The sequence below is a fragment of the Microbacterium sp. C23T genome (genome assembly GCF_053345975.1).
Window position 1 is genome coordinate 20391 of record NZ_JBKFBD010000028.1, and the last position, 12704, is coordinate 33094.

Here is a 12704-nt window from a genome sequence, read left to right on the forward strand (position 1 = left end):
CAAAGAGTCGGTCGATCTGGGCATTCTCATAGGTTCACGCCGCGTCATCCTCAGCGTTCGCGCGTGCGCCGGCCACCCGACGGCAGATCCAGCAGGAACGTCGTGCCGGCGGTCGACGTGCTCTCGACACGTACGCTGCCGTCGAAGCGCGTGACGATGTCGCGCACGAGCGCGAGGCCGAGCCCGAAGCCGCGTCGCCCGTCCTCGCCCGGCGCGTCGTTTGAGCGGGCGAAGCGGTCGAACAGTCGATCGGGATCGATGCCGGCGATGCCGCTGCCCTGATCGACGACCCTGATCTCGACGTGGCGACCGGCGGGTCGTGCGTGGACGGCGATCGTCGAGCCGGCGGGCGAGTAGCGCACCGCATTGTCGAGCAGCGCCATCAGCGCGCGCGTCAGCGACGTGTGGTCGGCGGCGACGTGCAGATCGGCGGATGCCTCGGCGACGAGCGCTACGCCGCGCTCGACGGCTCTCGGCTCGATGACGGCGATCGCGTCGTGCGCGGCGGCGGCGACCGATGCCACGGCGTCGTCGTCGCCGGCGCGGGCGCCGGCGGTCTCGGCAGTGAGCAGCAGGTCGGTGAGCACCGCGTCCATCACCGCCGCGTCGCGGCGCAGATCGGCCAGGACGGCGTCGACGTCACCACCGCGTTCCACCCGGTACTGCGCGAGCTGGATGCGGCTCGTCAGGGTGGTGAGGGGAGTGCGCAGTTCGTGGCTGGCATCGGCGACGAAGGTGCGCTGCACCTCGAGGGCGTCCGCCAGCGGCTGCGCCGCCCGCTTGGAGGCCCACCACGCGACGAACCCCAGCGCGACGACGCCGATCAGCCCGATGAGGATCGCGAGGGGAACGACGTCGTCGAGGTCGATCACCCGATCGCCCGGTCCGTCCCAGCCGCCACCACCCGGGCCGGGGTGCGGCGGACCGTGTTCGGGGCGTGAGGTCGCGAACAACACGGCGACGATGACAGTCGTGATGATCGCGACGACCGCCGCCGCGGCGACGGCCACCCACACCCCGGCACGCAGGGCAGCCTGCTGCACGCGCCGCCGGTCGGCGGCGGTCGCAGCATCCGTCCTCTCGCTCATCTGGGTGTCCCGCTGCGATACCCGCGCACGCGGACGGTCTCGATGATCTCGGGCGTCGACTTGCGGCGCACGTAGTGCACGTAGGTGTCGACGGTGGTGGCCGAGCCGCCGGGGAACACGTGCGCGAGGATCTCGTCGCGCGAGAACACGTGCTCGGGGCTCGAGGTCAGCAGTTCCAGCAGCTCGGACTCCGCCTGCGTGAGCGGGATGCGGCCGTCGGCGGGGGAGTAGAGCGCCTGCGAGGCCGGGGTGAAGACCCAGTCGCCGAGCTCGCGGCGATCGCCGGCTCCGCGCCCGCGGCGGAGCGCGCGCAGCCGCGCGCGCAGCTCGGCGAAGTCGAACGGCTTCACGAGGTAGTCGTCGGCGCCGGCGTCTAGCCCGGTCACGCGGTCGTCCACCGCGCCGAGCGCGGTGAGCATGAGTGCGGGCGTCGCGATGCGCGCCGTGCGGACCGCGCCGACGAGCTCGACGCCCGACATCCCGGGCAGACGGCGATCGACCACGATCACGTCGTACCGGCGACCGAGTGCAAGGCGCAGGCCCTCCTCGCCCGTCGACGCGTGATCGACGTCGTATTCGTCACCCAGCATCTCGACGACGATGCCGGCGATCTCGGCCTCGTCCTCGACGTACAGCAGGCGCGGCGCGAGCGACGGCGGAGACGACGAAGAGGGCACGTCCACAGTCTGGACGTGCCCTCTTCGAGGCTGTGAGGCGAGCGCTATGGATCGCCTATGAGGTTCGCGGCGGTGATCAGGTGATCAGTACCAGCCGGTCGACTGCGAGTGGCTCCACGCGCCGCAGGGGCTGCCGTAGCGCCCGGAGATGTAGCCGAGGCCCCACGCGATCTGCGTCGCCGGGTTGGTCTGCCAGTCGGCGCCGGCACTGCCCATCTTGCTGCCGGGCAGGGCCTGCGGGATGCCGTAGGCACCGCTGCCGCGGTTGTAGGCCTGGTAGTTCCAGCCCGACTCCTTGTTCCACAGCGACACGAGGCAGCCGAACTGGTCGTCGCCCCAGCCGTAGCCTCCGAGCATCGATCGGGCGGTCGCCTGGGCGTCGGCCGGGCTGGTGCCGCCCACGGCGCCACCGGTGGCGTACACCGGCGCACCGCCGCCGGAGGAACGCGGCGCCGACGACTTCTTCGCCGCGGCGGCCGCTGCGGCCTCCTCGGCGGCCTTGGCGGCCGCGGCGGCCTCGGCCTCCTTGCGGGCCTTCTCCTCCGCCTCGCGCTGCGCCTTGAGCGCGATCGCGGCGTCGAGCTTCCCGCGCAGTCCCTGCGCCTGCTCGTTGACCGACGCGGTGAGGGTGGCCACGGCATCCGTGACCTCCGTCGTGTACTCGGCCGGGAGCGCCTGCGCGCGCTTCAGCTGGGCCACGGCACCCTCGAGCTCGGTGGTGTCGACGGTCGTGTCGGGCGTGCCGACATCGAGGCCCGACGCGGCGATGTCGGACGAGATGGTCGTCGCCGCGGACATCGCGGCGCTCGCGTCGGCGACGGTCTTGTCGAAGTCGCTCGGCGCGGCGGCGGTCTCCGCAGTGACGGAGGCGGTGGAGTACGAGGCCAGCGCGAAATCGGTCAGCGAACCGGAGGCCTCGGCCTGCGAGGCGGGGGTCGCCGTGCTGAACGCGGCGGTGGCCAGCACGCCGACCGCGAGTGTCGCCGCGACCAGCACCGGGCGGCGGCGGAGGCGGCGTTCGGCGCGGCGGAGAGTGCGGCGGGCGGGCGGAAACGACGTGTGGGAGCGCATGTAAGACCGGGTTCCGTATCAGCGAAATGCGCCTTCGGGAGGCGCGTCGTGACCGTTCGGGCGGGCACAAGTCCCCGAGTCTCCCGGGCCTTTCTGGATGCTTCCGGTGCGTTACCTGAACGTTACATGTGAGTGGAATGTTCGAAAAGGCCAGATCAAAGGCTCGGATCCTGGTCCGCCGGGCCGCCTGGGAAGGTCCTCCGAACTACGATCGAAGCACCCGTCGCACGTCTACAGGAGGCTCATCCGTGCCCTCGTCCACCGCTCCCGCCCGCCCCGCAGCCCTCGCGCACGCCGACGATCTCGCCGCGTTCGTGGCGGCGTCGCCGTCGAGCTTCCACGCCGCCGCCGAGGTGGCGAGCCGACTCGAGGACGCGGGGTTCACGCGTCTCGATGAAGCCGCAGGCTGGCCGGCGCCGGCCGGCGGGAAGTACGTGGTGGTGCGTGACGGCGCGGCGATCGCGTGGGTCGTGCCGAAGGGGGCGACGGCATCGACGGGGGTGCGCATCTTCGGCGCACACAGCGACTCGCCGGGGTTCAAGCTCAAGCCGAAGCCGACCACGGGAAAGCTCGGCTGGCTGCAGGCCGGCGTCGAGATCTACGGCGGCCCGCTCCTGAACTCGTGGCTCGACCGGGAGCTGCGTCTGGCCGGCCGCCTCGTGCTCGACGACGGCACGGCCGTGCTCGCCGCGACCGGCCCGCTGCTGCGGCTGCCGCAGCTCGCGATCCACCTCGATCGCGAGGTCAACGACCACCTCGCCCTCGACAAGCAGTCGCAGACCCAGCCGGTGTGGGGCCTCGGTGAGGCGGAATCCGCCGACATCCTCGGCGAGCTCGCGCGCGAGGCCGGCGTCGACGCCGCGCGCATCCGCGGCTACGACGTCGTCACCGCCGACGCCGCACGCGGTGCGACCTTCGGCCGCGACGACGTGTTCTTCGCGTCCGGCCGCCTCGACGATCTCGCGTCGGTGCACGCCGGCGTCGTCGCGCTGGAGCGCGCGGCGGACGGGCACGACGCCGACCACATCGCGATGCTCGCCGTCTTCGATCACGAAGAGGTCGGCTCGGGCGCCCGGTCGGGTGCGGCCGGACCCTTCCTGTCCGATGTGCTCGAGCGGCTGTGGCTGTCGCTCGGAGCCGATCGCGAGCAGCAGCTGCGTGCGCTCGCCGCGTCCTGGTGCGTCTCGAGCGACGTGGGCCACTCGGTGCACCCCAACTACGCCGACAAGCACGACCCCGTTGTGCAGCCTGTGCTCGGCTCCGGCCCGATCCTCAAGATCAACGCCAATCAGCGGTACGCCACGGATGCCGCGGGCGCGGCTGCCTGGAACGGCTGGTGCGCCGCGGCGGGCGTCACGAGCCAGGAGTTCGTCTCGAACAACGCGGTGCCGTGCGGCTCGACGATCGGCCCGATCACGGCGACCCGGCTCGGCATCCGCACCGTGGACGTCGGCATCCCGATCCTCTCCATGCACTCGGCACGCGAGCTCGCCGGCGTGAGCGACCTGTGGGACCTCGCCCGCGTCGCGGAGACCTACTTCCGCGGCTGACCCGGCAACACAGCGTCGGAGGTTTTCGGCGACACGCCGGGAAATGGATGCTGCGCCCCGGCGCGTCGAGCAGGACCTCCGATTCTGTGCGCGCGGTCAGGTGCCGGCCGCGCCGAGCGCGAGGTACTGGTGCGTGAACGCGATCGCGGCGCCGCCCTCGCCCACGCCGGCGACGACGCGCTTGACCGACCCTGAGCGCACGTCGCCGATCGCGAAGACGCCGGGCACGGTCGTCTCGAGGGCGAACGGGCGGCGCGCCTCGCGCCGTGCGCCTGACTCCGCCGCATCCGCTCCGGTGAGCACGAATCCGCGCGCGTCGCGGGCGATCTCCGCCGGGAGCCACGCGGTCTCGGCGTCGGCGCCGATCATGACGAAGAGCACGTCCACGTCGCGCTCCGCGACGGCGCCCGTGCGCCGGTCGGCGATGTCGGCCGCCCGGAGCGCATCGGCGCCGTGCAGTCCGACCACCTCGCTGCGGGTCTCGACGAGGATGGCCGGGATCGCCGCGATCTGGTCGATGAGGTAGCGCGACATGCTCGCCTCGAGCGACTCGCCGCGCACGAGCATCGTGACGGACCGTGCGTGCCGGCTGAAGAACAGCGCGGCCTGCCCGGCCGAGTTCCCGGCGCCGATGATGCAGACGTCCGCACCCTGCGCCACCGCCGAGTCGCTGCGCGCGGCGCCGTAGTAGACGCCGCTGCCGAGGAACCGTTCGACCCCCTCGACGGGCAGCGTGCGCCACACCACGCCCATCGCGAGGATGACGACCTCGGCGCGCACGACGTCGCCGCCGTCGAGCGTCAGCTCGCGCGTCTCGGGGTCCAGTGCCTCGACCGTGCGCGTGACCACGATCTCGGCGCCGAGCCGCTTGGCCTGGGTGAAGGCCCGTCTCGCGAGGTCGTCGCCCGAGATGCCGAACGGGAAGCCTGTGTAGTTCTCGATCCGCGTCGAGGTGCCCGCCTGGCCGCCAGGGGCGAAGGTCTCCACGACGAGCGTCCGCAGCCCTTCGGCGGCGGCGTTCACCGCGGCGGTGAGACCGGCGGGGCCGGCACCCAGGATCACGACGTCGTAGTGGCCCGCCGCGGGCGTCACATCGAGCCCGACCGCCTCGGCGATCTGCCGCATCGTCGGATTCTCGAACCGCGCGCCGCTCGCGAGCTCCAGCACGGGGTACTGCGCGGCATCGGCGGCGGCATCCACGTCCACGCGCTCGAAGTCGACCTGGTTGCGCGTGAGGAACCCGACCACGCGATGCGCTCGGGCGCTGCGCCGTGGATGGATGAGCCGCACCTCGTACTCGTGCTGCTCGGCGGCCATCGTCTGCAGCGAGTCCAGGTAGCGCCGCGCGAGCCCCGCGACCCGGTCCGGCACCGACGGCGCGGCCGCGGCGAGGGAGTAGTAGACCGCGGGCTCGAGCTTGAGCACCCGCGTCGGCTCCCCGGCGCGGCCGCTCGCCGGAAACGGCGTGCTGAGGGTCATCGGCACCTCGCCGAAGAACTGGCCCGGCCGGCGAGTGCCGATCACGCGCTCCTCGCCGTTGACCATCTTCGTGATCTCGGCCAGCCCCTCGACCACGACGAACAGGGCCCGAGCGTCGCCCTCGTGCGCGAAGTACTCGCCCGTCACGAGCCGGATGTCTTCGACCGCGCCGGCGAGGTAGGCGAGGCCCGCGTCGGGCACCTCGGCGAAGACGTGCAGGGCCCGCAGGCCTTCGACGGTGATCATGCGGCTCCCCAGCAGCGCAGGCACACGGGGCGCGGTGCGCCCGATGGCGCCGGTGCGCCACGGGGCGAACGTAGCGGCACGGCCGAGCGGCGGTCAACAGGAGGTTCCCTCAGCAGCGACCGCGTGTCGTCGATGCGGCGTAGCCTGAACGGATGCCGCAGCCGTCGACTCCGCAGACCGGCGAGGCACGTCCGGGTCATGCCCTCGGTGCGCGTGCCCAGCTCGCCGCGCTCGCCGACGCGTCCGCGACCGGCGCGGGCGCGCTGCTCGATCTGCCCTCACCCGCCGATCCCCGCCCGGCGGCGGTGCTCATGCTCTTCGGGGTGCTCGACACGCTCCCCAGCGACCACGACGCGCAGGCCCACGCGGTGTCGCGAGACCTCGACGTCCTGCTCCTGTCGCGCGCGACCACGCTGCGCGCGCACCCGGGCCAGGTCGCGTTCCCAGGGGGCCGTCTCGATCCGGGCGACGACGGCCCCGTAGCCGCGGCGCTGCGCGAGGCGCATGAGGAGACCGGCCTCGACCCCGCCGGTGTGGAGGTGCTCGGCGAGCTCATCGACATCCCCCTCGCCTTCTCGCAGCACGTGGTGACTCCGGTGCTGGCGTGGTGGCGGCATCCGTCACCGGTCCGCGTCGTCGACGAGGCGGAGTCCGCCGACGTCTTCCGCGCGCCCGTCGCCGACCTGCTGAACCCGGGGAACCGGGGCGTCACGGTGATCCGCCGCGGCGGCGAGGAGTGGCGGGGCCCGGGATTCCTGGTGCGGCATGCGACCGGAGAGCACCTGGTGTGGGGGTTCACCGGCATGGTGCTCGACGCGCTGTTCGACCGCCTCGGCTGGACCGAGCCGTGGGACGAGGAGCGGGAGCTCCCCCTCACGGTTCCCGACTGACGACGGGCCGTCAGCGGTAGCGGTAGTGATCGGCGCTGCTGTTCACCCAGGTGATGAAGCGCCGCGCCTCGGCATCGCGCGCCGGCGGGAACGGCACGACCCACAGCTGCGAGCCGGCGACCACGAGGTGCGGCGCGGCACGGTTGATCGCCCGGTTGAGCGTGCGCGGCGTGATGGGCCCGGCCGGCCCGAACATCCGCCGCTCGACCGCCGCCTTCGTGAACTCCGGGCGTCGCAGCAGCGCATCGCCCGAGTCCGCCGAGGCGGCGACCTCTCTCACCGGCTGGCTCAGGTCGCCGAGGTGGATCCACCGGCCGTCGATGACCACGCCGGCGAAGTCCTGCTCCTGGCCGCTGTACCGCACCTCGCCGGTCCAGCGCCGGCCGTCCCACCAGCGGGTGCGCCCGCGCTGGTCGTCGTACCAGCCTGGCTGCGCCGGGCCGGAGGCGGCCGGGCCGGCGTCCGTCCGCAACTCGGTGTCGCGCTCGCGCAGGTCGATGTACTGGTCGGTCCAGTGCGTGCCGTCCCACCAGCGCTGCTTGCCTGAGCCGTCGTCGTACCACCCCGGTGCGGGCTGCGTCGCCATGGTCCGAGCGTAGTTCGTGCCCGGGCGGTGTCCAGCCGGGGCGGCTATGCTCGACCCGTGCATTTCTACTTCTTCATCTGATCCGACGGCGCGGCCACGCCCGCACGTCGCTCGTCGAGTCATCCGAGCGACGCGTGCCCGCAGCATCCGGCCCTTCCCGGGCCTTCCGTCAGATCATCCGCACGCGCGCGCCTCCGGGCTCGGCGTGCCCGCAGAGACCTCGGTCTCGGAAGTGGACACACCACATGCCTTCCCTCACGCACACTCCTGCGCGCGACCGCGCGCAGCTCACCGCCGCGCGCGTCTCGTTCTCGCGTGCGGACAACCGGATCCTGAACGACGTCGATCTCGTGGTCACGCCCTCCTCGCGCATGGCGATCGTCGGCGAGAACGGCCGCGGCAAGTCCACGCTGCTGCACCTGCTCGCCGGCGTGCTCGTGCCCGACGCGGGCGACATCGCGCGCGTGGGCACCCTCGCGCTCGCCGAGCAGGAGATGCCGAAGGGCGATCGTCGCACGGTGGGCGACGCCGTGGCCGAGGCCATCGCGGACGCCCTCGCCGCTCTCCATGCGTTGGACGAGGCATCCGTCGCCCTCAGCACGGATGACCCGACGGGCGCCGCCGCCGACGCGTACGCCGAGGCGCTCGACCGCGCCGTCGCGCTGGACGCCTGGGACGCCGAGCGGCGCGTCGAGGTCGCGCTCGAGGCGCTCGGTGCCGAGACGGACCGCACGAGGCCGCTTGCGGAACTCTCCGTGGGGCAGCGCTATCGCGTGCGTCTCGCGTGCCTGCTGGGCGCGGACCACGACTTCCTGCTGCTGGACGAGCCGACCAACCACCTCGACCGGCACAGCCTCGACTTCCTCACGGCGCAGCTGCGCGAGCGGGCCGGCGGCATCGTCGTCGTCAGCCACGATCGTGCACTGCTCGCCGATGTGGCCGACACGTTCGTCGACCTCGACCCGACGTCCGACGATCGTCCGCGCGTGTACGGCGGCTTCGACGCCTACCGCGAAGGGCGCGAGGCCGAGCGCGAGCGCTGGGAGCAGCTGTACGACCGCGAGCAGGCCGAGCGGACACGGCTGCAGGACGACCTGAGCGCCGCGCAGAACCGGCTCGTGACCGGCTGGCGGCCGGAGAAGGGATCGCCGAAGCACGGCCGGGCCACCCGCGCCGCCGGCATCACGCAGACGGTGCACCGCCGCCGCACCGCGCTCGAGGCGCATGCGGTCACCGTGCCTCCGCCGCCGATGCGGTTCGCATTCCCGGCGCTCCCGTCCCGCGGTGGGGCGGCGCTGCTGGTCGCCGAGGACGTGCATCTGGACGGACGGACGCCACGGCCTGTCTCGCTGGTGCTCCACAGCGGCGCGCGGGTCGTCGTCACCGGCCCCAACGGCGCCGGCAAGTCGACGCTGCTGGCGGCGCTGGCCGGCGCCGTCGACTCCCACGACGCGGACGCCGCAGCCCCGGAGGCGGGTGCCCTGGCGGGCGTGGTGCGCCGGGGCGGCAGCATCCGTCTCTCCCTGCTGCGTCAGGAGTCCGTGCTCGATCCCGACCGGCGTGCGTCGGAGCTCTACGACGAGCGGATCGGGAAGGCGGTCGCGTCGGGCGCGCTCGCGGCGTCGCAGGCGACGGGGCTGAGTGCGCTCGGGCTGCTCACGTCGCGGGAGACCGGGCGCCGCGTCGGGGAGCTGTCGATGGGGCAGGTGCGCAGGCTCGATCTCGCTCTCGCCCTCGCGGTGCGTCCGCACGTGCTGCTCCTCGACGAGCCCACGAACCACCTCTCGTTCACGCTCGTCGACGAGTTGACGGCGGCGCTGCAGGCGACGGATGCGGCCGTGGTCGTGTCCACGCACGACCGGCAGCTGCTCCGCGACGTCGGCGAGTGGGACCGGATCGACCTGGGGGTGCGCGTGTGACGTCGTTCGACCCGCGCCCGCCGGGGCCACGGCAGACTGGAGCCATGCCCCACGTCGACGACATCGTCCCCGCTGACCGCCGCCACCTGCTCGAGCTCCCGGTGTACGCGCACCTCGGGACCATCCGGCCCAACGACACCGTGCAGGTCAACCCGATGTGGTTCGAGTTCGACGGCGAGCACGTGCGCTTCACGCACACGAACTACCGGCAGAAGTACCGCAACCTGCAGCACAACCCGTCGATGTCGCTGTCGATCCTCGATCCCGACTCGCCGTTCCGGTACCTCGAGGTCGCGGGCACGCTCGTCGACGTCGTCCCCGACCCCGACGGAGCGTTCTACGTGCGGCTGCAGAACCGCTACGGCAACCCGAGCTCCACGCCGCCCCGCGACAAGGAGGACCGCGTGATCCTCGTCATGTCGATCGACCGCGCGACCCAGCAGTAGGGCGCGCAACGACGAGGGGGGTGGATCCTGCGGCTGCAGCAGCCACCCCCCTCGGGTGGTCGGGTCAGGCGTTGACGCGCGAGGCCTCCACGGCGGCGCGGAGACCATCGGCCACCGGCGTGGTGGGGCGGCCGAGGAGGCGCGCGAGCGTCGGGTCGGCGTCGGCCAGGACGCCGCGCGCGATGCCGGCCTCCATCTCGGCGACGAAGCCGACCGTGCCGCCATCGAGCCCCGCCTCGGCGAGGGCCGCCTCGAGCTGCTCGCGAGAGACCGGCACATAGGCGACCTCGCGGCCGAGCACCTCGGCGGCCGCCGCGGCGAGGTCGGCGTACGACACGGCGGTGTCGCCCGAGAGCTCGTACGTGCGGCCCAGGTGGCCGTCCTCGGTGAGCACGACGGCCGCGGCCTCGGCGTAGTCGGCACGGCTCGCGGCGGCGACGGTCGCGTCGCCGACGGACGCGGCGACCACACCCGTCTCGGCGGCGCGCAGCACGTCGGGCGTGTAGTTCTCGGTGTACCAGTTGTTCCGCAGCACGACGGCGGGCACGCCGCTGGCGGCGAGGTACTCCTCGGTCGCCTTGTGCTCGGGCGCGAGCACGAAGTCGACGGAGTCGGCGTGCGCGAGGCTCGTGTACACGACCTTCGCAGTGCCGGCGGCCTTCGCCGCATCGATCACGTTCACGTGTCCCTCGTAGCGGCGGCCGGGCTCGGATCCCGAGATGAGCAGCACGGCGTCGACGCCCTCGAGCGCAGCGGCGACGGTCTCGGGGGCGTTGTAGTCGAGCGGGAGGACACGGATGCCGCGGTCCACCAGATCCGCGACCTTCGAGGTCGTGCGGGCGCCGGCGACGATGTCCGCCGGGGCGACGCCGCGCTCGAGGAGCGCATCGATGACGAGGTGGCCGAGCTGTCCGCCGGCGGCGGTCACGAGGATGGTCATGGGTGTCCTTTCGGTGGGGAGGCGCTCGGGGCGCGCTCACCGGACGCCAACGTGCTCGGAGCCCGACCGCATTCCAGTCGGAGGGTACCCACTTTGAGGTAAGGTACCCACGTGGTGGTGAGTTTTGCGGAAATCCGGGCGGAGATTCCCGGCGTCTTCGACGAGGCGTGCCCGACGCGGGTCGTCCTCGATCACGTCATGAGCAAGTGGGGTGTGCTCGTGCTCATGGCCCTCACCGAAGGCACGATCCGGTGGGGCGAGCTGCGTCGCACCGTCGAGGGCATCAGCGAGAAGATGCTCGCCTCGACGCTGCGCACGCTCGAGAAGGACGGCTTCGTCGCGCGCACGTCTTATCCCGAGGTGCCGCCGCGCGTCGAGTACTCCCTGACATCACTTGGCGACGAGCTGATGGAGCGCATGATGCCGCTCATGGCGTGGATCGGCGTCCACGCGGGCGACATCGTCGAGCGCTGAGACGCCCCGGGCTGCCCGCCTGCCAGGATGACGGCATGGCGACCGTCCTCTTCTGCCCCGTGACGTTCAACCTCGCCGAGGTGACGCGCATGATCGAGGTGGCGCGGGCCCTCGATCCTGCGCATCGGCCCGTGTTCATGGGGTACGAGCCGGACTTCGCGCACCTGATCACCGACGCGGGCTTCGACTACCGCTCGACCGAGCCTTCGATGAGCGCCGCGCAGCGCGAGCAGCTGATGCGGTTCGACCAGGGCAAGACGCTGCGCAGTCCGCTCACCGACGAGCTGGTGTCCGCGCGGGTGGACGCCGAGCGCGCGCTGATCCGGCAGACGGATGCCGCAGCCGTCGTGATCGGATCGAACGTGACGTCGATGATCTCGGCGCGGGCGGAGAAGGTGCCGTTGTTCTATGCCGTGCCGTTCGCGCTGACTCGCCCGCAGGTCGCCCAGACCGCGCGACTCGGGATGGTGCGGGGGAGCGGCCGGATCGCCCACGCGCTCGACCGCGTGGCGACGAGCGCGCTGCGCCTGGCGTACAACCGGCTGCCGCTCGCGCCCCGGGCGTTCGGCCGGGTCGCGAAGGCCAACGGCGTGCCGCCTCTCACGACCGTGGTGTCGCTGCTCGAGGCCGACCACAACCTGCTCACCGTGATGCCCTGGGAGCTCGAGGGCTACACGCTTCCCGCCGCCTACCAGCGGGTCGGGCCGATCTTCGCCCATATCGACGCGCCGATGCCGCCCATCGTGACCGAGCTCGCGGAGCGGTCCGAGCCGCTCGTCTACCTCGGGCTCGGCTCGTCGGCGAACCGGGAGATGGTGCTCGCGGCCGCATCCCAGCTGGGGACGCTCTCCGTGAATGTGATCGCGCCGGTGCAGCACTACCTGCGGGACGACGACGCCCTGCCTCCGAACGTCCACGTGACCGGGCTCCTGCCGGCGCACCGCCTCGGCGGGCTCGTCGACGCGGCGGTGCTCCACGGCGGGCAGGGAACCGTGCAGACGGCCTGCGCTGCCGGAATCCCGTTCGTGGGCATGGGGCTCCAGCCCGAGCAGGTCTGGAACGTCGACCAGTGCGTCAGGCAGGGCAACGCGCTCGCGCTGACGCCGAAGCAGGCGGGCACGCCCGCGCTCGCGGACGCCGTGCGGCGGCTCCTGGCAGACGACGGGATGCGCACCGCGGCCGAGCGCGTGCGCGCCGCCTCCGCGAACGAGGACGGTGCTGCAGCATCCGCTCGCGTCATCGAGAAGAGCATCGCGACGCGGGCCTGACCGCCCGCAGGGTTGAGACGGGGGCTGTCGGGCTGTCGCCGCCGCGGGCTAGCGTGGGGCGCGACCGTAC

The 12704-nt window shown here is 72.6% G+C and carries 12 protein-coding genes; 6 read left to right on the plus strand and 6 right to left on the minus strand.

What is annotated here, in order from left to right; translation table 11 throughout:
- Window positions 1-50: 50 nt before the first annotated feature.
- The 3 genes from ACLBXX_RS15545 to ACLBXX_RS15555 all read right to left on the minus strand — a co-directional run bounded on the left by ACLBXX_RS15545 (window position 51) and on the right by ACLBXX_RS15555 (window position 2836).
- Window positions 51-1088 carry a sensor histidine kinase gene (locus ACLBXX_RS15545; protein ID WP_447658771.1) on the minus strand — a complete coding sequence of 346 codons (1038 nt, stop codon included), beginning with the start codon at window positions 1086-1088 and terminating at the stop codon, window positions 51-53.
- Window positions 1085-1765, minus strand: coding sequence for a response regulator transcription factor (locus tag ACLBXX_RS15550; protein WP_447658772.1), 681 nt, complete (start codon window positions 1763-1765; stop codon window positions 1085-1087). The genes ACLBXX_RS15545 and ACLBXX_RS15550 overlap by 4 nt, the downstream gene beginning before the upstream one ends.
- A gap of 84 nt (window positions 1766-1849) precedes the next feature.
- Entirely contained in the window at window positions 1850-2836 is a 987-nt protein-coding gene (locus tag ACLBXX_RS15555; RefSeq protein ID WP_447658773.1) for an aggregation-promoting factor C-terminal-like domain-containing protein, read from the minus strand.
- Between the two features lie 248 nt (window positions 2837-3084).
- On the opposite strand from ACLBXX_RS15555, the gene ACLBXX_RS15560 reads away from it, so the two are divergent.
- Window positions 3085-4386: a M18 family aminopeptidase gene (locus tag ACLBXX_RS15560; RefSeq protein WP_447658774.1), complete on the plus strand. Its 1302-nt coding sequence runs from the start codon at window positions 3085-3087 to the stop codon at window positions 4384-4386.
- A gap of 96 nt (window positions 4387-4482) precedes the next feature.
- Here ACLBXX_RS15560 and ACLBXX_RS15565 read toward each other — a convergent pair whose 3' ends face one another.
- A complete protein-coding gene (locus ACLBXX_RS15565) occupies window positions 4483-6111 on the minus strand; it encodes an FAD-dependent oxidoreductase (RefSeq protein WP_447658775.1) in 1629 nt (542 codons plus the stop codon).
- Between the two features lie 152 nt (window positions 6112-6263).
- Between ACLBXX_RS15565 and ACLBXX_RS15570 the strand changes: the two genes are divergently transcribed.
- The gene (locus ACLBXX_RS15570) at window positions 6264-7001 is read left to right on the plus strand and encodes an NUDIX hydrolase (RefSeq protein WP_447658776.1); all 738 of its coding nucleotides are present in this window, start codon (window positions 6264-6266) and stop codon (window positions 6999-7001) included.
- A 10-nt stretch (window positions 7002-7011) separates the two neighbouring features.
- Here ACLBXX_RS15570 and ACLBXX_RS15575 read toward each other — a convergent pair whose 3' ends face one another.
- A complete protein-coding gene (locus ACLBXX_RS15575; RefSeq protein WP_447658777.1) occupies window positions 7012-7587 on the minus strand; it encodes a DUF2510 domain-containing protein in 576 nt (191 codons plus the stop codon).
- A 245-nt stretch (window positions 7588-7832) separates the two neighbouring features.
- Between ACLBXX_RS15575 and ACLBXX_RS15580 the strand changes: the two genes are divergently transcribed.
- Window positions 7833-9506 (plus strand): ATP-binding cassette domain-containing protein, encoded by a 1674-nt coding sequence (locus tag ACLBXX_RS15580; RefSeq protein WP_447658778.1) that lies wholly within the window; start codon window positions 7833-7835, stop codon window positions 9504-9506.
- Between the two features lie 44 nt (window positions 9507-9550).
- On the plus strand, window positions 9551-9952 hold the full coding sequence (locus ACLBXX_RS15585; RefSeq protein WP_447658779.1) for a PPOX class F420-dependent oxidoreductase: 402 nt from the start codon (window positions 9551-9553) through the stop codon (window positions 9950-9952).
- A 64-nt stretch (window positions 9953-10016) separates the two neighbouring features.
- Here ACLBXX_RS15585 and ACLBXX_RS15590 read toward each other — a convergent pair whose 3' ends face one another.
- Window positions 10017-10892 carry an SDR family oxidoreductase gene (locus ACLBXX_RS15590; RefSeq protein ID WP_447658780.1) on the minus strand — a complete coding sequence of 292 codons (876 nt, stop codon included), beginning with the start codon at window positions 10890-10892 and terminating at the stop codon, window positions 10017-10019.
- Between the two features lie 111 nt (window positions 10893-11003).
- Here ACLBXX_RS15590 and ACLBXX_RS15595 point away from each other — a divergent pair, with 111 nt between their 5' ends.
- Both ACLBXX_RS15595 and ACLBXX_RS15600 read left to right on the plus strand, forming a co-directional pair.
- A complete protein-coding gene (locus tag ACLBXX_RS15595; protein WP_447658781.1) occupies window positions 11004-11366 on the plus strand; it encodes a winged helix-turn-helix transcriptional regulator in 363 nt (120 codons plus the stop codon).
- 35 nt (window positions 11367-11401) lie between these two features.
- A complete protein-coding gene (locus tag ACLBXX_RS15600; RefSeq protein ID WP_447658782.1) occupies window positions 11402-12634 on the plus strand; it encodes a glycosyltransferase in 1233 nt (410 codons plus the stop codon).
- The last annotated feature ends 70 nt before the right edge of the window (window positions 12635-12704 follow it).